This window comes from Winogradskyella bathintestinalis (assembly GCF_030407435.1).
Taxonomy (GTDB): Bacteria; Bacteroidota; Bacteroidia; order Flavobacteriales; family Flavobacteriaceae; genus Winogradskyella; species Winogradskyella bathintestinalis.
On the sequence record NZ_JASDDK010000002.1, the window covers coordinates 282,445 to 305,525 of the forward strand.

Genomic DNA, 23,081 nt, shown 5'->3' on the forward strand with positions numbered 1-23,081 from the left:
ATTGTTAATCATTATTTTTTATGTCTAGATTCTGTTGAAACAGATATTTTCTTTCTTCCTTTAGCTCTTCTACGTGCTAAAACTTTTCTTCCGTTAACAGAAGCCATTCTTTCTCTAAAACCATGTTTGTTTCTTCTCTTTCTTTTTGACGGTTGAAATGTTCTTTTTGGCATGACTTATATTTTTAAAAACTAATTTTTCTTTATTTAACTGAGAGCTATCTCAAAACTGCGTGCAAATATACAACAAGTTTTTACTTTTGCAAATAGCAAAAGAAATATTTTTTTATAGAATTTTATTACCTTTGCGCTCCGCAAAAATACAAAGAATTATGTTTCATAAATATATAAAATTAGCAATTGCCGCATTAATCATAGGATTTGGCATCTATCAATTTACAGAAGGTTACATTGGTAATGGTATTATGTATATCCTACTCTCTACCATTTTTATATTCCTTTACTTTAAAAATGAAATGATATTACTCGCATTTTTAAAATTGCGACAGCAAGATTTTGCGGGTGCAAAGAAATGGTTAGATAAAATAAAGAACCCAGAAGGTGCCTTAGTAAAGAAACAACAAGGCTATTTAAATTATTTAAATGGTATTATGGTTTCGCAAACTAACATGAATGAAGCCGAAGGTTATTTTAAGAAAGCCATCAGTTTAGGTTTATCTATGGATCATGATTTAGCAATGGCCAAATTAAATTTAGCGGGTATCGCTTTCTCTAAACGACGAAAGGCTGAAGCGCAAAAACTTTTAGCTGAAGCAGAGAAATTAGACAAAAGAGACATGCTAAAAGATCAAATAAAAATGATGAAACAACAGATGAAGAAAGCCGTGATTCCTAAGCAACAATATGGACAGCCAACATCTGCTAGACAAAACCGAAGAAGTCGACGTTGATTATAACAGGGGCGCCATCAAACGAGCCACCGCTTCGATAAGCTTAATTCGTTTAGATCGGTTTTCCCAAGATTTTAAATCTATTTGCTCACAATCTTTTAAATCTGCATTAAAGAACTCAGTAAGTTGACTACTAATTTCTTTATTATAGATTAAAGCATTTACTTCGAAGTTAATATTAAAGCTTCTATAATCCATATTAGTTGTTCCCACAGTACTAAACACGCCATCTACAACCATGGTTTTAGCATGAATGAAGCCTTTAGTATAGCAATAAACCTCTACTCCTGCTTCTAAAAGTAAACCTAAATATGAATTAGTTGCATACTGTGCAATCCATGAATCGCCAGTTTGGGGAACAATAATTTTAACTTTTATATTACTTCTTGCTATAACTTGCAGCGCGGTTACAATTTCACTATTAGGAATAAAATATGGAGTTGTAATATATACATGGTCGTCAGCATTAGTAATAGCAACGAAAATAGATTCCATTATATTAGACCAATCAGTATCTGGTCCACTGGCCGCTATTTGTAAAGGGATATTTTCTTCACAATTATGCTCAGGAAAATATATATCTGATAAGTCTGTTTTTTTTTCATTTACAAAATCCCATGTTGTAAAAAATAAAATTTGAAGTGATTTTACCGCTTCTCCGATTATGCGTACATGCGTATCCCTCCAATATCGTTTATTATTGGCATTTACATAATCATCTGAAACATTAACACCGCCCGTGTAACCAATAATACCATCAATAATTACGATTTTACGGTGATCGCGATAATTCATCTGACCCGTAAATTTTGTAAATAAAACGGGCATAAACGAATTCATTTCTATACCACAATTCTTTAATTGACGTTTCATTTTAGAGCTTATAGAACTTCCTACATCGTCGATTACAATTCTAATTTCTAAACCTTCTTTTGCTTTTTCGCATAACAGATTAAGTAACTCAGTCCCTATCTTATCGTCATTTATTATAAAATATTCTAAATGAATATGATGTTTTGCTTCCTTAATGTCCTTAAAAAGCATTTTAAATTTATCATCACCATTTTTAATTAGCTTAACGTCATTGTTAACAGTCAATTTAGACTTTTCACTATTATATAATAAAGGAATTAATTTTGACTTCTCGTCGAGCAAGTCATCCACTTCATTGATTGTCTTGGTATCTAGCTCTAACTGCTCTTGAATGGTTTTAACAATAGATTGATTTAAAACATGTTTCCTACTGAAAATTTTCGTCTTACGATATTCTTGTCCGAATAAATAATAAAATAAAATACCCAGAAAAGGTAACGCCAATAAACCAATGATATAACTCATTGCCTTAGTGGGATTCAACTTTTTAAGCAGAATTGTAATTACAGCAGATAAGGCTATCGCGTAATTGATTGCAAATATAATTTTCCAAGTATGATTACTAATAAATTCCAATTATTACTTAAGGTTTAGAGCTATAATAGCCTTTTTCTGGAATATCTATTAAATAAGATTTTCGGGATTTATTATTTAAATGCGGTTCTCTTAACCAAGGATTATGAAGTTTTAAAATCTTATAGTTAATGCCGAAATGTTTAGCAAACTGAGCAAAATCGGTTACTGCAGTATCGACTTCCACTTTATGAGTAGGCACAGATTTGTATAAATGACTTTTATTAAAATTGAAACCATATTTACTCGGGTTTGAAAGTATTTCTTTCAACGCTACAATTCTAAAAACATAACGACCTGTTTCTTCACCCAATAACAAATCATAGTATCCAGAAACATCTTGTTCCTTTAAACGTCTTGACACTCCGTAATTACCAGCATTATAGGCCGCTGCAGCTTTGGTCCAAGATCCTAAATTCGCTTTGGCTTTCTTTAAATAATCACAAGCTACTTCTGTTGCTTTTTCAAGATTGTATCGTTCATCAACATTCTCATTGACCTCTAAACCATTTTCTCGTCCTGTAGCTTTCATAATTTGCCAAACTCCACTAGCTCCGGCAGGTGATTTTGCGGTTTGTACTAAGCCACTTTCAATGACAGCTAAATATTTAAAATCATCAGGCACTCCATTTTTCTTCAAAATAGGTTCTATTATTGGAAAATATTTTTGGGCACGTTTAAACATTAATAGCCCATTAGATTGCCAATAGGTATTTACCAATAACTCACGATCCATACGTTCGTAAATATCAGGGTTCTCCACGGGTACTGCTTCACCAGCAAAGTTTAAATTTTCGGGCATTTCTAATGCATAAACATTATAATTATTTACAATAGGGTCTTCTTTTCCCAATGTATTATCTGATGGAGCTTTTTCATTAGGCGATTTTTGCATCGAAAAAATAAATAAGCCTGATATACAGACCACCCCTACTAATGCTAAACTATTTTTTATAATTTTCATGTTACTTTTTTTTAATCTAATTTTCAACTTCTAACTTCAGACTTCTTCGATATAAATGTAATCAATCTAATCTCAAAATTCAAATTCAATCTTCAATAAGTTTTGGTAAATTTTCGTTAAACCATTTATACTTGTTAATGATCATAATGTGGGTTCCTCCTTTAATTACAATACAATTTCCACCACACGAATGCGGAAATATAGCATCGTTATCCCCATGGATATAAATAGCTTGTGGATGAGCTCGCTCTTGATCCCAGCACACCACTTGTTTAATTGCCCAATCTAAATACGTTTTATCATTGATAGATAGGTACTTTTTATATAAATCAACTCGTTTTTTTATAGTTTCACCAAAAGCGTATTTAGCCAATAAATCGATATTACTTACTAATTGTGTGGGTAGAATTTTATAAGCTTTAGTCACTTTTAATAGTTTTAGACGTTTTGGCAACTCGTGGTGCGACTTTACGCTAGAGACCACTATAAGCTTTTTTAAGTGTAAATACTTACTCATTTCTTGCGCGAGAATACCGCCGAATGAAACACCCAATAACACGGCATTTTCATGTGTAATAAACTCACACATTCTTAAAGCATATTGTTTAAGCGATTCGGTTTTCTTAGGGATTTGCCATTCTAACCAATGGATTTTATAATCCTTTTCAGGTAATTTAATATACTCAAAAATCATAGGGTTTGCTGCCATCCCTGGCATTAAGTATACATGAGTTAATTGAGAGTTCATAAGTCTATAAAAATATTATTAGCACGTCTTAATAAGTTATAATGTAAGGTTTTAACAACAATAACCTAAAACTCTAGTTGATTTTTTGTACCTTTGCACAGCAAAACTATATAATTTATAGTGTCTACGCTACCAACCGCTGAATTTAATATCTAAAAATTATGACAGAAACTGCTGAACTGATTGACAATGATTTTCTACGTCAATTTGAATTAAAGGTTGAAAACGACATGGCTATTATTGAGTATTCTTTACAAGAACGTAAAATATTCTTAACCAAAATGATTATTCCTGACACTATTAGATCAGATGAATTTGAATTGGATTTTATCGATTTGGTATTCGCGAACATTAAAGAAAGGAACATTAGTGTAGTACCAACAAGCCCAGAAATTGCAAAATTTGTAAGACGAAATCGTAAGTATAAACGCATGCTACCAGTAGGCATCCGTATATAATTAAGAATCGTAAAAAAATATTATTAAACATCCGAAGCTGCCTAAACTTCGGATTTTTTTTTATCGCGACTACTAAGCTTTATTGTTTTATATACACGAGCTTTAAATCTCTAGTTTCAATCACAGTTGTTAAATCTTCGTTATAAATAGTAATAGCATCTTTGAAAATAGTGGTTAAAGTATGGTCCTCAATTCTATAAACTCTATCTAAAATGAGTACTGAAGCCTCATTTAAATCTTCATATTCTGAAGCAAAACTAATGATTCTGTTTTTATCACACTCGACGTTTATTCCATAATTATCTGAATCGTCATATTTGAAATAAATGATATCAGAAACATATTCGTTACCAGAAAAAACAGTGCCTTCCTCCGTAAAAGTCAGTGTTTCTATATCATTACAATTTGCTTCTTTTATAAGGTTAGTACGGTAAATATTATCTTGGTTGACATCAAACGACGCTCCAATAGTCCGCGTGCTAAGTTGCCAAGTGCCAACAATGTGAGATACATTAGTGTCTTTAGAACAAGACAAAACACTAATTAGACAAATAAATATACAGGTATTATATATATTTTTCATTATAATAATTTTCCAATTTTCTATTGTAAACAGTACAACTAGTTACAATAAAAACAAACGCTATTAAACTTCAGGGATTCCTAGTTAATCGCAAAATTTTCTAGAGTTTGAAACCGCACTAAACCATCGTCATCAATTTCGGTGAGTTCCACCTTTTGTAGTGTATTTACCAATTCAGGATTCCAAGGAGCTTTTACTTTTACGTAGTTTTCGGTAAATCCGTGGATGTAACCTTCTTTGTTTTCGCCTTCAAATAAAACCGAACGCGTTGTGTTTAGTTGCTTTTCATAAAATGCTCTTCGTTTTTTAGCCGACAAACCTCTAAGCATCTTACTACGTTTAGCTCTTACATTTTTATAAACTACACCATCCATCTCTGCAGCTTCTGTATTATCACGCTCAGAATATGTAAATACGTGTAGGTAAGAAATATCCAATTCGTTTAGAAAGTTATAAGTCTCTAAAAATAATTCATCCGTTTCACCAGGAAAACCTACAATGACATCCACACCAATACAAGCATGGGGCATTATTGCTTTTATTTTTGAAACACGATCTACATACAGTTCTTTCATGTAGCGACGTTTCATCTTTTTTAATATAACATTACTTCCACTTTGAAGTGGTATATGAAAATGGGGTACAAATGCTCTAGAGTTTGCTACCAATTCAATAGTCTCATTTTTCAATAAGTTAGGCTCAATTGAAGAAATTCTTAATCGTTCAATACCTTTAACGTCATCTAGTGCGGTTACCAAATCCAGAAAAGTGTGTTCGTGTTTTTTATTGCCAAATTCACCTTTACCGTAATCACCTATATTAACTCCTGTCAGCACTATTTCTTTAATGCCTTGATCAGAAATTTCCTTAGCATTTTTAAGCACATTACCCATCGTATCACTACGCGAAATTCCTCTAGCCAACGGAATGGTGCAATAGGTACATTTATAATCGCAGCCGTCTTGAACTTTTAAAAATGCTCTAGTTCTATCGCCAACGGAATAGCTACCAACATAGAAATCAGCATCTTTAATTTCACAAGAATGTACTTCGCCATAGTCATTCTTTGTTAAATCATTTAAATAATCCGTAATCTTAAACTTCTCTGTCGCACCCAAAACTAAATCAACCCCATTAACATCGGCTAATTCTTCCGGTTTTAATTGCGCATAGCAACCTATTGCCGCAACAAAAGCGTCAGGGTTCTTTTTTTGTGCCTGACTTACAATGGTCTTAAATCGTTTGTCAGCGTTTTCAGTAACAGAGCAGGTATTAATTACGTATATATCGGCTTCTTCCTTAAAATCCACACGTTCAAATCCTTCATCTTTAAAACCTCTGGCAATAGTAGATGTTTCAGAAAAATTAAGTTTACAACCTAATGTATAAAATGCGACTTTTTTTGTTGGATTCATTCTTGTATTTTTACCAAGTTGGCAAATTTACAACATATAAATTATATGCTAAAACTCATTAAACTTTTACATACCAGATTATCAGTTCTATTATTAATTTTAATACAATTGTCTTGTGCTTCTAAAGAGTCATCTGATAAAGAGCATCTTGTTTTTAGATACAATGAACATAAGAATATTGGCTCCTTAGACCCTGCTTTTTCAAAAGATTTAGCAGATATATGGGCAACACACCAATTATTTAATGGGTTAGTACAAATGGACGACCAACTTAATGTAATACCCAGCATTGCAAAAAGTTGGACAATTACGGATAGCGCTAAAACGTACAATTTTACACTTCGAAATGATGTGTTTTTTCACAAACATAAGTTGTTTAAAAAAGACTCTTCAAGAAAAGTCATCGCTTCTGATTTTGAATATAGTTTTAATCGGTTAAGAGATAAATCTATTGCGTCACCAGGCAGTTGGGTGTTGAATAAGGTTGAAGATTTTTCAGCTTTAAACGACTCTATCTTCCAAATAAAACTCAAACAACCCTTTCCTGCGTTTTTAGGATTACTCACCATGAAATATTGTTCCGTAGTTCCTAAGGAAGTTGTAAATTATTATGGCAACGATTTTAGATCAAATCCGATTGGAACTGGTCCATTTAAATTTAAACGGTGGGAAGAAAACCTAAAATTGGTATTCCGAAAAAACAATTATTATTTTGAATCCGATTCTACAGGTCAGCAATTGCCACATCTTGAAGCCGTTTCTATTACATTTTTACCAGATAAACAAAGTGAATTTTTACAATTCGCGCAAGGGAACATCGATTTTCTAAACAGTTTAGATGGATCCTACAAAGACGAAATTTTAACAGCCGAAGGCCAATTAAGACGAAGCTACGCTACTGATATAAAAATGATTCGTGGTCCATATCTCAATACAGAATACTTGGGTTTTTATATGAAAACGGAGTTGAGCACCATTCAGTCTTTGAAATTAAGAAAAGCGATTAATGTAGGTTTCGACAAACATAAAATGATGACCTATTTGAGAAACGGCATCGGAATTCCTGCTAATGGTGGCTTTATCCCAAAAGGACTTCCGGGCTATAATGCCTCAATTGGTTTTAATTATCAGCCCAACTTGGCAAAACAATTGGTATCAGAATTTAAATCTGAAACGGGTATTAAAAATCCTGAAATTACTTTAACTACCACTAGTAATTATTTAAGTTATTGTGAATTTATTCAACGTGAACTACAAAAAACAGGACTGTTAGTTAATGTTGATGTTATACCTGCATCGAGTTTAAAAGATGCTAAAGCGAACGGTCAGCTCGATTTTTTTAGAGCTAGTTGGATTGCCGATTATCCTGATGCTGAAAATTACCTGTCTTTATATTACAGTAAGAATTTTGCTCCAAATGGTCCAAATTATACGCATTTTAAAAATGAAGAATTCGATCGCATGTACGAAGCAGCATATTTAGAAACTGATCCAGATTTAAGAGCAGAACTTTATACCAAAATGGATTCACTTATAATGAATTCCGCCCCTATTGTGCCATTATTTTATGATGAAGTGGTACGGTTTACGCAAAAAAATGTGAAAGGTTTAGGAATCAACGCTACAAATTTATTAGAATTGAAATCCGTACGAAAAACAGAATAACACTCTTAAAGTCGTTAAAGGAAAACTGGAAAAAGATTAAAATTAGGAAGCAAAACTTTCAACGTTAAAACTGGATGAAATCTAATTATCAAATCCGGTAAAATAATATAAGTCATCACCACCTTCACCTCTCAAACGTCTTGAAGACAAATAACCGGAAGTTAAATCGTCATTTAAAAAAAACGAAAAATCGTCACCACGATCGTTAATAGGAGCATCGAGAGATACTGGCTTCTGTTTTTCGTCATTAGAACCCAAATCATAACTATAAATATCTATACCACCTTTTCCACCTCGTCGATCAGAAGAAAAATATAGCTTATTATCTGCACTTACAAAAGGAAAAATCTCAGTACGAGAAGAATTTATCTGGTCCGCTAATCTTGTAATTTCCCCGTATGTTTTATGACCTGAAACCGAAACCTTGTATAAGTCCGACTTTCCTTTGGTTCCCTTTACGTCAGCAATAAAATATAAGGTCGTTCCGTCTGGACTCAATGCGGGGTGAGCAAAATTAAAGTCTGAATCGCAAAATGGTAAAATTGTAAAATTAGTCCAACCTTTACCTTCTTTATATTCTGCACGCTGAATTAAAAGATTAAACGTGTTTTTATCCTTTAATTTATTCTCACCTTTTGCTGTATGGTTCGCAGTAAAATACATATACTTTCCATCTTTAGAATAAGTAGCAACGGACATATTGGACATACCGACTTCACGTCTTGTAATTAACTCAACATTATCTATTTCCCCTTCAACATCAACAGTACCTTCATAAATACCAAACAACTTTTGCTCGTACAAATCTAATATTTCTCGACCTCTATTTGTCAATAGATTAGAACTAAAGAATATTTTATCATTAACAACTCTAGCAGCAAAATGATCGAATTTATTATTGATCTTAAGCTTTTTAATTGTGACTTTCTGTGCAAAAACAAAACTTATAGTAAGTAAAAAAAGTAGCGTAAATTTCAATTTAAGTGTCATATTATTCAATTTATTCTCGTCTATAACTTTTTGTTTCTTCAAATATATGTTCTAAAATAGCTTCGTCTTGAGCTGTAAATTCTTCCTTTCGTCTGGCCATAACTACTTCAGCGACTTCAAACGCTTTATTCGTTTTATAGGTTACAAAACCTTTACTTCCTCCCCATGAAAAACTCGGTATAAAATTTCGAGGAAAACCACTGCCAAAGATATTAGCACTTACACCAACAACTGTACCGGTATTAAACATAGTGTTAATACCACATTTGCTATGGTCCCCCATCATTAATCCACAAAATTGTAATCCCGTTTTTGCAAAACCTTCGGTTTCGTAATCCCAAAGTCTTACTTCCGCATAATTATTTTTTAAATTACTAATGTTAGTATCTGCCCCCAGATTACACCATTCTCCTAAAACTGAATTGCCTAAAAAGCCATCATGTCCTTTATTTGAAAATCCAAAAATAACCGAATTACTAACTTCACCTCCAATTTTACTATAGGGGCCTACTGTGGTTGCACCATAAACCTTGGTGCCTAATTTTAGAGTCGCATTATTGCATAGTGCAAAAGGGCCTCTAACCATCGAACCTTCCATAATTTCAGCGTCCTTGCCAATATAAATCGGTCCAGAGCTTGCATTTAAAGTCGCAAAATTTAATGTAGCGCCTTTTTCAATAAAAATGTTTTCAGGATTTATGGTATTTATAGTGGAAGGAATCGGTTGCGATTTTCTGTCCTTTGTAATTAAATTGAAATCTTCGACTATAGCTTCTCCGTTTTTAGAGAAAATGTCCCAAGTATGCTCAATTTTTAATATATCACCTTGCAGTTCTATAGCCTCAAACGTGGAAAAATCAGAATGCTCCTCCCCTTCTTTAGCATAAAAGGCAATTACATCTTCATCTTTAAATAACGCTTGGTTATGACTCAAATTTTTTACAATTTCAACCACTTCGAAATTAGGAAGGAATGAGGCATTTATCATAATATTCTCATCCATTTCAACCATTGGAAACTTATCAGCCAAATAATCTTCAGTAATCGTTGTGGTAGTGTATTCTAAGTAAGATTCCCATTTTTGTCTAATAGTTAAAATACCAACCCTAATATCTGCTACAGGTCTTGTAAAAGTAAATGGCAATAAATTGTTGCGATAAGGACCGTCGAATAATATATAGTTCATTCTAAATTTTATAGTTTAAAGTTTTGAAATTAAATGCTTTAATAATATTACTCAAAACTTCGATTAGCGGTTCAAAAATAGTTTAAATATAGAAAACAAAAAAGCCTTTCTATTTTTAGAAAGGCTTTATTAACTATCGGTAAGCTAGGTTTATTTTTTAAACTTAGCGTATTTGTTTTTAAACTTATCAATACGACCAGCTGTATCTACTAATTTAGATTTACCTGTATAAAATGGATGAGATGTTCTAGAAATTTCCAATTTAACTAATGGATATTCAGTACCATCAACATCAATAGTTTCGTTTGTATCTGCTGTAGATTTTGTTAAAAACACCTCTTCATTAGACATATCTTTAAACGCTACTACTCTATAATTTTCTGGATGTATTCCTGCTTTCATCACTAAATGCTTTAAATGTATTCGATTTTTCGAGGTGCAAATTTAAGTAATTTTTATAAATGTACAATCTTTTTTTATGAATTTATTCTAACTTTATAATAAATGGTTTATATCTATGCCTTTTTGTCGACAAGTTTTCCGTTTTAAAGGGTGGATTTTCAGTTTTCACAAAATATACTGTAACAATTCTCTATCTTTGAATACTAACAAATTATTTAACCAACAAAACTACTAATAATGGAAAAAACTTTAAAATCTTCTGCAACGACTTATGGCATTTATTTAGCATTAATTCTGTCTTCATTAACGATAATAGGTTATGCCGCCTATTTAGATCTATTCACAAAATGGTGGTTTGGAATTAGTCAAATGATACTCGTTATTATTTTCGGAATTGTTTCAGCTGTTCAGGCCAGAAAACTGTTAGAAGGCTTTATAAGTTTTAAGAACGCTTTTACTGCTTTTTTTATTACTATAGCTATTGGAATAGTAATTCCTGCTCTTATTGGTTTAATCATATTTAACTTCATTGATCCCGATGCTGCAACATTATTGCAAGAAAAGATTATAAATACGCAATTGACCATGATGCAAAATTTTGGGGCACCTCAATCTGCTATCGATGAGGCAATGAAACAGGCTGAAGCTCAAGGTAGCTTTTTTACCATTAGTAATTCTTTAAAATCTATGGCTTATCAACTTGTTGGATTTAGTATTGTGGGTTTAATTGTAGCTGCTGTAGTTAAACGAAATGATCCTCACATTGCTTAAAAAAATTCTCTATTTTTGAAGTCTATATAATTAGACAAAAGCTCAATGGATATATCAGTAGTAATACCACTACTTAACGAAGAAGAATCATTAAATGAATTACACGATTGGATAGCATCAGTGATGTTATCCAATCAATTTTCTTATGAAATTTTGTTTATAGATGACGGTAGTACTGACAATTCTTGGCTAATTATTTCTGAACTTGTTGAAATAAATCCCAATGTTAAAGGCATTCGGTTTATAAAAAACTTCGGAAAATCTCAAGCCTTACATGCTGGCTTTGCAAAAGCTGCCGGAAATGTGGTTATAACTATGGACGCGGATTTACAAGATAATCCTGAAGAAATCCCCGAGTTATATCAAATGATAAAAAATGAAAAATTTGATCTTGTTTCGGGTTGGAAAAAGAAACGGTACGACTCCTATTTTTCTAAAAACTTACCTTCAAAATTGTTTAATTGGGCAGCAAGACGCACCTCTGGTGTTCAGCTCAATGACTTTAATTGTGGTTTAAAAGCGTACTCTAATACCGTTGTAAAACATATTGATGTATATGGCGAAATGCATCGCTACATTCCCGTATTAGCTAAAAATGCTGGATTTACCACTATTGGAGAAAAGGTGGTACAACATCAAGCCCGAAAATATGGTCATACTAAATTCGGAATGAACCGTTTCATCAATGGATTTTTAGACTTGCTTACCATTTGGTTTATTTCTCGATTTGGAAAACGCCCCATGCATTTATTTGGCGCTCTTGGAGTTATGATGTTTATTATCGGTTTAGGATTTGCTTTCTACCTAGGTATTGACAAATTATTTTTAAATCCAACTGGAAGACTCATCACAGATCGACCTCAATTCTATATCGCTTTATCTACTATGATTATCGGTTCGCAATTTTTTATTGCTGGCTTTTTGGGTGAACTTGTTTTGCGTTCTAAACGAGAGCAACAACGTTACTTTATCAAAGAAAATTTAAATGTATCTTAGCTGAGAATTGTAATTATAGGGTGATGCTTTAACTAACCCTTCGACTTTTGAAACTTGTATGTTATACGTTAATTAGGGAGTCTAAATCTTATTACTTATTTAAAAAGTATTTATATTTTTCATGTCCCCTATTTTTTTGCTTAAATGTGAAAATATCTGTAATGTCTAAAAAAAATTATACGCACACAAATGTTGAGTCTTGATGGAATTTATAATCGTTCAGGCTATTTCCAAATTTTGAATTGTTTATTTTTGTTTAACAAATAACTTAGCTTATAAATCTTTACAACCATGATCCATATTAAACCAGAAATTTTAGACCGAATAAATGCTTGGTTAACCCCAACTTTTGATGACGAATCTCAAAAAACAATCAAAGATATGATTGCCTCTAATCCGAAAGAATTAGAAGAGAGCTTTTATAAAGATCTTGAATTTGGAACTGGTGGGATGCGAGGTATAATGGGATTAGGTACTAACCGGATCAACAAATACACTTTAGGCAAAAACACTCAAGGTTTGAGTAATTATTTAAAAGAATCATTCCCTAACGAAGAGATAAAAGTAGCTATTGCTTACGACTGCAGACATAATAGTGATACTTTTGGAAAGCTAGTAGCAGATGTGTTTTCGGCCAACGGGATTAAAGTCTATTTATTTGAAGATTTAAGAGCAACCCCAGAATTATCATTCGCATTAAAACATTTAAACTGTCATTGTGGTATTGTACTTACCGCGTCGCACAATCCACCAGAGTATAATGGTTATAAGGTCTATTGGCAAGATGGCGGTCAGTTAGTTCCTCCACAAGATTTAGGTGTAATTGCGGAAATAAATAGTTTAGATTATTCGGAAATTAAGTTTGAGGCAAATAAAGATTTAATTCAGTATATCGGAAAAGATATTGATGACGTATTTATAGATGCTTCTGTGGAAAATGGAAGTTTCGATACGTCTGCGGAAGCCAAAGCTAACTTGAACATTGTTTTCACGTCCTTACATGGCACCTCAATCACGGCGATACCAGAGACTTTAAAACGTGCCGGTTACTCAAATGTACATATTGTTGAAGAACAACGCTTACCTAATGGCGATTTTCCAACCGTAGTTTCACCAAATCCTGAAGAACCAGAAGCTTTAAAAATGGCCATGGAATTGGCAGAAAAAGTTAATGGAGATATAGTAATTGGTACTGATCCAGATTGCGACCGTTTAGGTGTGGTAACACGTAACTTAGACAATGAATTGGTGATACTTAATGGTAATCAAACCATGATTTTAATGACGGATTTTCTTTTAGAACAATGGAAGAAATCAAACAAAATCAACGGAAACCAATTTGTAGCTTCTACCATTGTTTCGACACCAATGATGTCCGTTTTAGCCGATGCATATAATGTAGATTGTAAAATAGGATTAACGGGGTTTAAATGGATCGCTAAAATGATTAAAGACTACCCTGAACTCGATTTTATTGGAGGAGGAGAAGAAAGTTTTGGTTTTATGGTTGGCGACTTCGTTAGAGATAAAGATGCTGTTACATCTACTCTCTTAGCTTGTGAAATTGCTGCACAAGCCAAAGCGAATGGAAAAACCCTGTACCAAAAGTTAATAGATTTATATATAGAACACGGTTTCTTTAAAGAACGCTTAATTTCTTTAACTAAAAAAGGAATTTCGGGAGCTCAAGAAATTAAACAAATGATGATAGATGCCAGAAACAATCCTTTAAAAGAAATTAACGGCCAAAAAGTAGTTTTAATAGAGGATTATGATTTATCAATTTCTAAAAATCTTCAAAACAATGAAGAAACAACATTAGATATTCCAAAGTCTAATGTCATAATTTATTATACAGAAGATGGCAGTAAAATAGCATTACGCCCAAGTGGTACCGAACCTAAAATAAAATTTTATATAAGTGTAAATACTGATCTTGACAATTCGGCAGACTTCAAAAAAACGGAGCAATTGTTGGATGACAGAATTGATGCCATCCTTAGGGATATGAATTTGTAATTAATGGATTATATAAAAAAGTTATCGCGGTTTATTGTTCCTTATAAACGCTATGCTGTACTAAATATTATTTGTAATGTTTTTTATGCATTATTTAGCACAATGGCCATGTTATCATTAATGCCCATGATAAATGTGCTATTTGGAGAAAGTGAAAAAGTGTTTGCCAAACCAGTTTATAATGGTCTCAATGAAATTAAAGATTATTCTGAAAATTACTTAAACTATATAGTTACCACAACCACAGCAACAGATGGTCCTCAACGGGCCCTGTTGTATATGATTGTTTTAATTATTAGCCTTTTCCTACTTAAAAACTTATTCAATTATTTAGCGTTGTTCTTTATTACATTTTTAAGAAACGGAGTGCTTAGGGATTTACGAGATGAAATCTATAATAAGGTGGTAACTCTCCCTATTTCCTACTACTCTGAAAAGAAAAAAGGAGATATTATTGCTCGTATTTCTGGTGATGTTAACGAGGTTAAAAATTCAATGCTTTCGGTTTTAGAATTGATTGTAAAAGAACCTTTAACAATTGTATTTGCCATTGTAGCGATGTTTATGATTTCCGTAAAACTTACGATTTTTGTATTTATTTTTATTCCCGTTGCAGGCTTTATCATATCGCGAATTGGTAAAAGTTTAAAGCGAAAATCTGACAAAGTTCAAAAGGAACAAGGTATCTTTCTTTCAACTTTAGAAGAAACATTAGGAGGTCTAAAAGTGATTAAAGGATTCAATGCTGAAAAACGTTTTTACAGTAAGTTTCAAGAATCCACAAACCGATTTTATAATTTTTCTAACACCCTGATGAATCGCCAAAATTTGGCATCACCTACGAGTGAGTTTTTAGGTATCGCCACAATTGCAGCATTACTCTGGTATGGAGGCAATATGGTAATGGTAGAGCAAACATTATCTGGGGGTTCTTTTATTGCTTATATGGCATTATCTTACCAAATATTAACTCCCGCAAAAGCGATTAGTAAAGCGAGTTATCAAGTGAAATCGGGTAATGCAGCGGCAGAGCGTGTGCTGGATATTTTAGAAACAGAAAGCAGTTTAGACGATCAACCAAATGCAAAATCTAAAGAAGATTTTAAAACTAATATTAGTTTAAATAATGTATCATTTAAATATGAAGCCGATTTCGTTCTCAAAAACTTTTCTATTGAAGTCCCAAAAGGAAAAAGCGTGGCTTTAGTTGGACAATCTGGAAGTGGTAAGAGTACCATTGCTAATTTGGTGACACGATTTTATGATGTTAATGAAGGTAGTATTACCATAGATGGTGAAAATATTAAAAACATTACCAAACATTCCTTGCGACGTTTAATGGGTTTAGTAACACAAGATTCCATTCTATTTAATGAAAGTATTAAAAACAATATTCTTTTAGGAAAAGAAAATGCCACTGATACAGAAATAATTGATGCTTTGAAAATTGCGAATGCATGGGAATTTGTTAAAGATTTACCTAATGGTATCGATACTAATATTGGAGATTCTGGTAATAAATTATCTGGTGGACAAAAACAACGTTTAAGTATTGCAAGAGCGGTGCTTAAAAATCCACCAATAATGATTTTAGATGAGGCCACCTCTGCCCTCGATACTGAAAGTGAGAAATTAGTGCAAGATGCTTTAGAAAATATGATGAAAAACAGAACTTCTATTGTGATTGCCCATCGTTTATCTACAATTCAAAATGCAGATCAGATTGTAGTGATGCAAAAAGGTGAGATTGCAGAACAAGGTACTCATGCGGATTTAATAGCTAAAAACGGGGTCTACAGAAAACTTGTTGACATGCAAAGCTTTGATTAGCACATAAATTACTGTAATTCATTTTATCTAAATAAAATGGAATTGAATTTGAGTAGTCTTCTGTTGTTTATCTATAAAACTTTAAAATATTTAAGATATAGTAATGCTAAAAACAATATAACAATATCCCTATAAAGCAATAACTTTTGAAAAATTGCTTTGTTAGGTTTACTGAAGAACACAAAAAAGGATGCGTAATAAAACACATCCTTCTTTATGCTATCAGATTTGGGGGACTGATAACTAATAGGTTAAGCAAAGCAAACATAAAACAAATAAATTAACGACACAAGAAAAAAAATGTTATTTGTCGTGATTATTTGTCTTTCGTCGATATGATTAGCTATAATTGTCTGATAATCATATAGACGAAAATCAGCCGATTTTTTACCGGTCTTTAATTAAACTTTTTGTAATTTTCTAAGTCCTACTATCAAATAAACACACTTGATTGACGAATCAGACTTAATAACACGTTTACAAAATACTGCCACCAAAGATGCAGCGTTTAGAGAATTATTGCAGCGTTATAAAGAACGACTGTATTGGCATATTAGAAAAATAGTTATTCGACACGAAGATGCGGATGATGTCCTTCAGAATACATTTATTAAAGTGCATCGTAGCATCGATAAGTTTAAAGGAGAAAGTAAGCTGTTTTCATGGTTATATAGAATAGCGACTAATGAATCTATAACATTTATCAATAAAAATGCTAAACGATTACAGATTACAAACGAAGAACATCAGAATAAAGCTATTAATAATTTAGCAGCAGATGTTTATTTTGAAGGTGATGCCATTCAACTTAAATTACAGAAAGCTATTGCTACATTGCCACAAAAACAACAGCTAGTATTTAATATGCGGTATTTCGAAGAAATAAAATATAAGGATATGGCTGAAATTTTAGAGACAAGCGAAGGTGCGCTGAAGTCATCGTACCATATTGCGGTAAAAAAATTAGAAACCTACTTAACTTCAGATTAAACTATTGTAGAAATTTGAAGTCTAATAAATAAATGAGATTCCACTCTATAAGACTGAAATACTGACGAGTTCATCATAAAATGAAAAGAGACAAAATACATAATATTTCTACTTCTGGTTTTAAGACCCCAGACCATTATTTTGATACGTTGGAAGCCCAACTCTATGACCGTTTGGATGAAAAAGAATTCCTTAATGGCGAGAACTCAACTGGCTTTACGGTGCCAAAGAACTATTTTGACACCGTAGAAAACAATATATTAAGAAATCGAGAGTCTGAAGAAAAACCTGTAATTTCTCTAAAACCGAGAACAACAACTTACTCTATAATTGGTATTGCCGCAAGTATCATATTCCTTTTTGGCTTATTTTTTAATAGCGATGATCAAATTAATATAGAAGCCATTGATACGGCAACAATAGAAAACTATTTATATCAAGAGGATTATACAAGCGAAGAATTTGCATCATTTTTTAACCCAAATGATATCTCTGAAACTGCTTTTATTGAAATTAACCTTTCAGACGACACTATTAATGAATATTTAGAAAGTATAGATACTGAAGATTTTATTACAGATTAATTATTATGAAAACATTGTACACATTTATTATCATCCTGTTTATTTCATCGAGTGTATTTGCACAACGTTTAGATAGAGAAAAATTGAAAGCTTTGAAAATTGCTCATATTACTGAACAATTGGATTTATCAAAAGAGGAAGCTCAAAAATTCTGGCCTATTTATAATGCCAACGAAGATAAAAAAGACAATCTTAGACAGGCTTCTAAAACGAGTCGCAAAGATAAAAGCCCTGAAGAGCTTTCGGAAAGTGAAGCGAAATCGCTTTTACTGAAAATGGAAAAAATTGAAAAAGATAAATTAGAATTACAATCGTCATTACTCAATGAATTATTTAAAATTCTTCCGGCTACAAAAATAATTAAATTGTATCAGGCCGAACGCTCCTTTAAACATAAAATGTTTGAAGAGTACAAAAAGAGACATGCTAATAACGGACGAAAAAATTAAAATCTTCAATTAGAATAATTATAAGATCATTTTACAAAGATGCTACAATTCTTACTAAGACTATTTAGCACAGTAACAATTCTGGTACATTAAAAAATGTTAAATACAAATCCTAATAACCAATATAGGATAAAAAATACGACGATAGTACCTATACAACCGCATTTGCCTCCTCCAATTTTCTTTGCGCCCCATGCCGCACCTATAATTCTTAATAATTTTTCCATATCTATTATGCTGTATTTTGTCAACACGAAGTTAAAAGAATACCCCAAAATAGTTTACCTCCAATACCTTAATTATTAATCCATTTACAAAGGCGTTTAAAAATTTAGCTACACTTATATAACGTTCCTTAATTTTCAATTTATAGTGTTTTTAAATACATTAATATTCTTAATTCAGGAACAGTTCTAATAATGATAACAAACTCAGAATTAAGCTTCACAATAATTTAACAACTAAATCCTTACCTTTGCAACTTTGTTAAAAACACAAAAGATTTTAAATCAAGTATGAGCCAATTTAACGATTCTATTGAAGTCAAAGGAGCACGCGTTCACAACTTAAAGAACATTGATGTTACCATACCGAGAGAAAAACTTGTGGTAATCACAGGTTTATCTGGTAGTGGAAAATCGTCGCTAGCTTTCGATACAATTTATGCCGAAGGACAACGTCGTTATATTGAAACATTTTCAGCTTATGCACGTCAGTTTTTAGGAAGTTTAGAGCGTCCCGACGTAGACAAAATAGACGGTCTATCTCCTGTAATCGCCATTGAGCAAAAAACAACGAGTAAATCCCCACGTTCTACAGTAGGTACCATTACAGAAATTTATGATTTTCTTCGTTTACTTTATGCTAGAGCAGCGGATGCCTATAGTTATGAAACTGGCGAACAAATGGTGAGCTATAACGACGAGCAAATAAAAGACCTCATTCTAGAGTCTTATCAAGACAAACGCATTAATATTTTGTCTCCAGTAATACGTTCTAGAAAAGGTCATTATCGCGAATTGTTTCAACAAATTGCTAAGCAAGGTTTTGTTAAAGTAAGAACTGATGGTAAAATTGTGGATATCGAAAAAGGTTTAAAATTGGACCGTTATAAAACTCACGATATCGAAATTGTAATTGATCGATTAAAGATTGATAATTCCGAAAATAACGAGAAACGATTAATGGAATCTATCAATACCGCGATGTATCACGGGGAAGATGTGTTAATGGTTATAGACCAAGATACTAACGAACCTCGTTTTTTTAGTCGAAATTTAATGTGTCCTTCTTCTGGTATTTCTTATCCCAACCCAGAACCTAATAACTTTTCATTCAATTCCCCGAAAGGGGCCTGTCCAAATTGCAATGGGATAGGAGAATTATATGTAGTTAACGATACAAAATTAGTACCAGATGATTCTTTATCTATAAAAAACGGAGCGTTAGCCCCACACGGCCCCCAAAAGAAAAGTTGGATTTTTAAGCAATTTGAAACCATAGCACAACGTTTTGAGTTTTCACTTAATGATGCTTGGAAAGATATTCCTGAAGCAGCCAAACAAATCATACTGCATGGTGGTAAAGATAAATTTACTGTAGAAAGTAAATTGTTAGGAGTCACTCGCGATTATAAAATCGATTTTGAAGGTGTAGCTAATTTTATTGAAAGCCAATACAACTCAGATTCTACATCTTTAAAACGTTGGGCAAAAGAATATATGGACCGGGTTGAATGTCCAGTTTGCGACGGATCTCGTTTACGTAAAGAATCGCTTTATTTTAAAGTAGATGGAAAAAGTATTGCCGAATTAGTAAACATGGATGTTGTTGAATTAGGCACATGGCTAAAAGATCTAAATAATAGATTATCAAAAAAGCAACAACAAATTTCTGCTGAAATTATTAAGGAAATTAGAAATAGGGTTCAATTTTTATTAGATGTAGGACTCACCTATTTATCTCTTAATCGTAGTTCTAAATCTCTGTCTGGTGGTGAAGCGCAGCGTATTAGACTAGCAACACAGATTGGATCGCAATTGGTCGGTGTGTTATATATTTTAGATGAACCAAGCATAGGACTTCATCAACGTGACAATGAAAAACTCATTAATTCTTTAGTCTCACTAAGAGATGTTGGCAACTCGGTTATCGTAGTTGAGCACGACAAAGATATGATAGAGCGTGCCGACCACGTAATTGATATTGGTCCTTTTGCGGGCAAACATGGCGGAGAAATTATAAGTGAAGGTACACCAAAAGAATTACTAGAACAACATACGTTAACCGCGGCTTACCTCAATGGTGAAAAAGAAATTGAAGTGCCAAAAACAAGACGAAAAGGAAATGGTAAAAAGCTAATTTTAAAGGGTTGTACTGGTAATAACCTAAAAAATGTGGATGTAGAATTTCCTTTAGGAAAAATGATTGGTGTCACCGGAGTTTCGGGAAGTGGAAAATCGACCTTAATTAACGAAACACTCTACCCGATTCTTAATGCGCATTATTTTAATGGTGTAAAAAAACCGATGCCATACAAAAGCATAAAAGGCTTAGAACATTTAGATAAAGTCATTGACATTAATCAATCACCAATTGGACGTACTCCAAGAAGTAATCCTGCGACGTACACTAAAACTTTTGATGAAATCCGGAAGTTATTCGCGATGATACCAGAAGCGATGATACGTGGTTACAAACCAGGTCGTTTTAGCTTTAATGTAAAAGGTGGACGTTGCGAAACCTGCCAAGGAGCTGGATTGCGTGTAATAGAAATGAATTTTTTGCCAGATGTGTATGTTGAATGCGAAACGTGTCAAGGTAAACGATTTAATCGTGAAACATTAGAAATTCGGTACAAAGGGAAATCTATTAGTGATGTTTTAAATATGACCATTAATGAAGCTGTTAATTTCTTTAAACACATTCCTAAAATTCACAGAAAACTCAAAACCATTAAAGAAGTGGGTTTAGGATATATTACTTTAGGTCAACAAAGCACAACACTGTCTGGGGGCGAAGCACAACGTATAAAATTAGCTACAGAGCTGAGTAAACGTGATACTGGCAATACTTTTTATATACTCGATGAACCTACTACTGGTTTGCATTTCGAAGATATTAGAGTTCTTATGAAAGTACTCAACAAATTAGCAGATAAAGGTAATACTGTCTTAATTATTGAACATAATCTCGATGTTATTAAAACTGTAGATTATATTATAGATATAGGTTACGAAGGAGGAAAAGGTGGTGGAGAAGTCGTCGCCAAAGGCACACCAGAACAAATTATTAAAAATAAAAAAAGTTATACAGCTCAATTTTTAAAAAAGGAATTAAACTAATTTAAGTCACTTAGATTATTAAAAATAATTCAAATCTTGTTCAAAATATGAAGTCAATAATTAAGGAATAATTACAGAAAACAAATATCCTATATTTGAATTAAGTATAAGTAATATTGATGTTTTCACCAATGCCCATTGGCCTTACAAGCCTGTAAAACTGCAAATTATAACGTATTTAACATTATGTTTAACCCATTTGATTAAACCGGTCGTCAGTTTCAAGAATATTTTTTAACTTCGATTAACTAACAAAAACACAAAACATTATGAAAAGTATTCTTTGGCTTGTAGCAGTAATAGCTATCGTTGTATGGTTATTAGGATTATTAGGAATTGTTCCTGGATTAGGTTCTAGTAGCTTAATTCATATTTTACTAGTAATTGCAGTAATTATAATTTTATATAACATTATTTCAGGTAGAAAACCATTATAAAAACAATTAAAAATTAAAATTGTAAGCGTATCGATGCATTTCGATACGCTTATTTTTTTGCTAATAACACGCCAAATTCGAGCAATTTATCTTAAATTTGCTGGTCTTTTAAATTAAGATAAAGCCATATTTCAATATGGCTTTTTAATTGTTATACTAAATTAGATACGTTAAATGAGAAAAGAAAATAATCATAAGGGCTGGAACGAAATAAAAACAAACGATTCATGGGCGATTTTTAAAATCATGGGTGAATTTGTTAATGGTTATGAGAAATTAAGTAAAATAGGACCTTGTGTTTCTATATTCGGATCCGCAAGAACTAAGCCAGATCATAAATATTACAAGTTAGCTGAAGAAGTAGCTTCTAAAATAGTAGATCATGGTTATGGTGTTATTACAGGTGGAGGACCAGGTATTATGGAAGCAGGTAACAAAGGGGCGCACATCGCTGGCGGAACATCTGTAGGATTAAACATAGAATTACCTTTTGAGCAGCACGACAATCCATATATAGATAACGATAAAAGCCTCGATTTTGATTACTTCTTTGTTAGAAAAGTAATGTTTGTAAAATATTCACAAGGTTTTGTGGTTATGCCCGGAGGCTTTGGTACACTCGATGAATTGTTTGAGGCTATAACTCTTATTCAAACACATAAAATAGAAAGTTTTCCTATCATTTTAGTTGGTACCGAATTTTGGGGCGGTCTAATGGATTGGGTTAAGAAAACACTTATTGAGGCAAAAAACATTAGCGCAACCGATTTAGATTTAATTCATTTGGTAGACACCGCAGATGAAGTTTTAGCTGTATTAGATGATTTTTATAAGGAATATGATTTGAGTCCTAACTTCTAGGAAACACTTTATTTGAAGAACTATTTCAATGCT

At 32.5% G+C, this 23,081-nt stretch carries 22 protein-coding genes; 13 read left to right on the forward strand and 9 right to left on the reverse strand.

Going from position 1 to position 23,081, the window contains the following annotated elements; genetic code table 11:
• Positions 1 to 11: 11 nt before the first annotated feature.
• The gene (rpmH, locus tag QMA06_RS06150; RefSeq protein ID WP_290205991.1) at positions 12 to 173 is read right to left on the reverse strand and encodes a 50S ribosomal protein L34; all 162 of its coding nucleotides are present in this window, start codon (positions 171 to 173) and stop codon (positions 12 to 14) included.
• 158 nt (positions 174 to 331) lie between these two features.
• Between rpmH and QMA06_RS06155 the strand changes: the two genes are divergently transcribed.
• On the forward strand, positions 332 to 910 hold the full coding sequence (locus QMA06_RS06155; RefSeq protein ID WP_290205992.1) for a tetratricopeptide repeat protein: 579 nt from the start codon (positions 332 to 334) through the stop codon (positions 908 to 910).
• Here QMA06_RS06155 and cls read toward each other — a convergent pair whose 3' ends face one another.
• The 3 genes from cls to QMA06_RS06170 all read right to left on the reverse strand — a co-directional run bounded on the left by cls (position 911) and on the right by QMA06_RS06170 (position 4,068).
• A complete protein-coding gene (gene cls, locus QMA06_RS06160) occupies positions 911 to 2,359 on the reverse strand; it encodes a cardiolipin synthase (protein ID WP_290205993.1) in 1,449 nt (482 codons plus the stop codon). It abuts the gene before it with no gap.
• Positions 2,360 to 2,366: 7 nt separating this feature from the next.
• Positions 2,367 to 3,320, reverse strand: a complete 954-nt coding sequence (locus tag QMA06_RS06165) for a lytic transglycosylase domain-containing protein (RefSeq protein ID WP_290205994.1) — start codon at positions 3,318 to 3,320, stop codon at positions 2,367 to 2,369.
• A gap of 85 nt (positions 3,321 to 3,405) precedes the next feature.
• A complete protein-coding gene (locus QMA06_RS06170) occupies positions 3,406 to 4,068 on the reverse strand; it encodes an alpha/beta hydrolase (protein WP_290205995.1) in 663 nt (220 codons plus the stop codon).
• A 161-nt stretch (positions 4,069 to 4,229) separates the two neighbouring features.
• Here QMA06_RS06170 and QMA06_RS06175 point away from each other — a divergent pair, with 161 nt between their 5' ends.
• Entirely contained in the window at positions 4,230 to 4,526 is a 297-nt protein-coding gene (locus QMA06_RS06175) for an N-acetyltransferase (RefSeq protein WP_290205996.1), read from the forward strand.
• A 79-nt stretch (positions 4,527 to 4,605) separates the two neighbouring features.
• Here QMA06_RS06175 and QMA06_RS06180 read toward each other — a convergent pair whose 3' ends face one another.
• Positions 4,606 to 5,109, reverse strand: a complete 504-nt coding sequence (locus QMA06_RS06180; RefSeq protein WP_290205997.1) for a hypothetical protein — start codon at positions 5,107 to 5,109, stop codon at positions 4,606 to 4,608.
• A gap of 80 nt (positions 5,110 to 5,189) precedes the next feature.
• Complete coding sequence (mtaB, locus tag QMA06_RS06185; RefSeq protein WP_290205998.1) at positions 5,190 to 6,524, reverse strand: tRNA (N(6)-L-threonylcarbamoyladenosine(37)-C(2))-methylthiotransferase MtaB; 1,335 nt, start codon at positions 6,522 to 6,524, stop codon at positions 5,190 to 5,192.
• 45 nt (positions 6,525 to 6,569) lie between these two features.
• Here mtaB and QMA06_RS06190 point away from each other — a divergent pair, with 45 nt between their 5' ends.
• Positions 6,570 to 8,189 carry an ABC transporter substrate-binding protein gene (locus tag QMA06_RS06190; protein ID WP_290205999.1) on the forward strand — a complete coding sequence of 540 codons (1,620 nt, stop codon included), beginning with the start codon at positions 6,570 to 6,572 and terminating at the stop codon, positions 8,187 to 8,189.
• Positions 8,190 to 8,270: 81 nt separating this feature from the next.
• Here the strand turns inward: QMA06_RS06190 and QMA06_RS06195 are convergent, their stop codons facing one another.
• From QMA06_RS06195 to QMA06_RS06205, 3 genes are all read right to left on the reverse strand, one after another.
• Complete coding sequence (locus QMA06_RS06195) at positions 8,271 to 9,179, reverse strand: TolB family protein (protein ID WP_290206000.1); 909 nt, start codon at positions 9,177 to 9,179, stop codon at positions 8,271 to 8,273.
• A gap of 10 nt (positions 9,180 to 9,189) precedes the next feature.
• A complete protein-coding gene (locus tag QMA06_RS06200; protein ID WP_290206001.1) occupies positions 9,190 to 10,365 on the reverse strand; it encodes a GlmU family protein in 1,176 nt (391 codons plus the stop codon).
• A 150-nt stretch (positions 10,366 to 10,515) separates the two neighbouring features.
• Positions 10,516 to 10,767 carry a type B 50S ribosomal protein L31 gene (locus QMA06_RS06205; protein ID WP_173280421.1) on the reverse strand — a complete coding sequence of 84 codons (252 nt, stop codon included), beginning with the start codon at positions 10,765 to 10,767 and terminating at the stop codon, positions 10,516 to 10,518.
• Between the two features lie 237 nt (positions 10,768 to 11,004).
• Here QMA06_RS06205 and QMA06_RS06210 point away from each other — a divergent pair, with 237 nt between their 5' ends.
• The 10 genes from QMA06_RS06210 (at position 11,005) to QMA06_RS06255 (ending at position 23,048) form a co-directional block, all read left to right on the forward strand.
• Positions 11,005 to 11,538, forward strand: coding sequence for a DUF4199 domain-containing protein (locus QMA06_RS06210; RefSeq protein ID WP_290206002.1), 534 nt, complete (start codon positions 11,005 to 11,007; stop codon positions 11,536 to 11,538).
• A gap of 45 nt (positions 11,539 to 11,583) precedes the next feature.
• Entirely contained in the window at positions 11,584 to 12,534 is a 951-nt protein-coding gene (locus tag QMA06_RS06215) for a glycosyltransferase family 2 protein (RefSeq protein ID WP_290206003.1), read from the forward strand.
• A 291-nt stretch (positions 12,535 to 12,825) separates the two neighbouring features.
• The gene (locus QMA06_RS06220) at positions 12,826 to 14,553 is read left to right on the forward strand and encodes a phospho-sugar mutase (protein ID WP_290206004.1); all 1,728 of its coding nucleotides are present in this window, start codon (positions 12,826 to 12,828) and stop codon (positions 14,551 to 14,553) included.
• A 3-nt stretch (positions 14,554 to 14,556) separates the two neighbouring features.
• A complete protein-coding gene (locus QMA06_RS06225) occupies positions 14,557 to 16,383 on the forward strand; it encodes an ABC transporter ATP-binding protein (protein ID WP_290206005.1) in 1,827 nt (608 codons plus the stop codon).
• A 447-nt stretch (positions 16,384 to 16,830) separates the two neighbouring features.
• The gene (locus tag QMA06_RS06230; RefSeq protein WP_290206006.1) at positions 16,831 to 17,373 is read left to right on the forward strand and encodes an RNA polymerase sigma factor; all 543 of its coding nucleotides are present in this window, start codon (positions 16,831 to 16,833) and stop codon (positions 17,371 to 17,373) included.
• A gap of 80 nt (positions 17,374 to 17,453) precedes the next feature.
• The gene (locus QMA06_RS06235; protein WP_290206007.1) at positions 17,454 to 17,957 is read left to right on the forward strand and encodes a hypothetical protein; all 504 of its coding nucleotides are present in this window, start codon (positions 17,454 to 17,456) and stop codon (positions 17,955 to 17,957) included.
• 5 nt (positions 17,958 to 17,962) lie between these two features.
• Positions 17,963 to 18,406 (forward strand): sensor of ECF-type sigma factor, encoded by a 444-nt coding sequence (locus QMA06_RS06240; RefSeq protein ID WP_290206008.1) that lies wholly within the window; start codon positions 17,963 to 17,965, stop codon positions 18,404 to 18,406.
• A gap of 515 nt (positions 18,407 to 18,921) precedes the next feature.
• Positions 18,922 to 21,750, forward strand: coding sequence for an excinuclease ABC subunit UvrA (gene uvrA / locus QMA06_RS06245; RefSeq protein WP_290206009.1), 2,829 nt, complete (start codon positions 18,922 to 18,924; stop codon positions 21,748 to 21,750).
• Between the two features lie 269 nt (positions 21,751 to 22,019).
• Positions 22,020 to 22,187 carry a lmo0937 family membrane protein gene (locus tag QMA06_RS06250; protein WP_178988952.1) on the forward strand — a complete coding sequence of 56 codons (168 nt, stop codon included), beginning with the start codon at positions 22,020 to 22,022 and terminating at the stop codon, positions 22,185 to 22,187.
• Between the two features lie 174 nt (positions 22,188 to 22,361).
• Entirely contained in the window at positions 22,362 to 23,048 is a 687-nt protein-coding gene (locus QMA06_RS06255; protein ID WP_290206010.1) for an LOG family protein, read from the forward strand.
• Positions 23,049 to 23,081 lie beyond the last annotated feature (33 nt).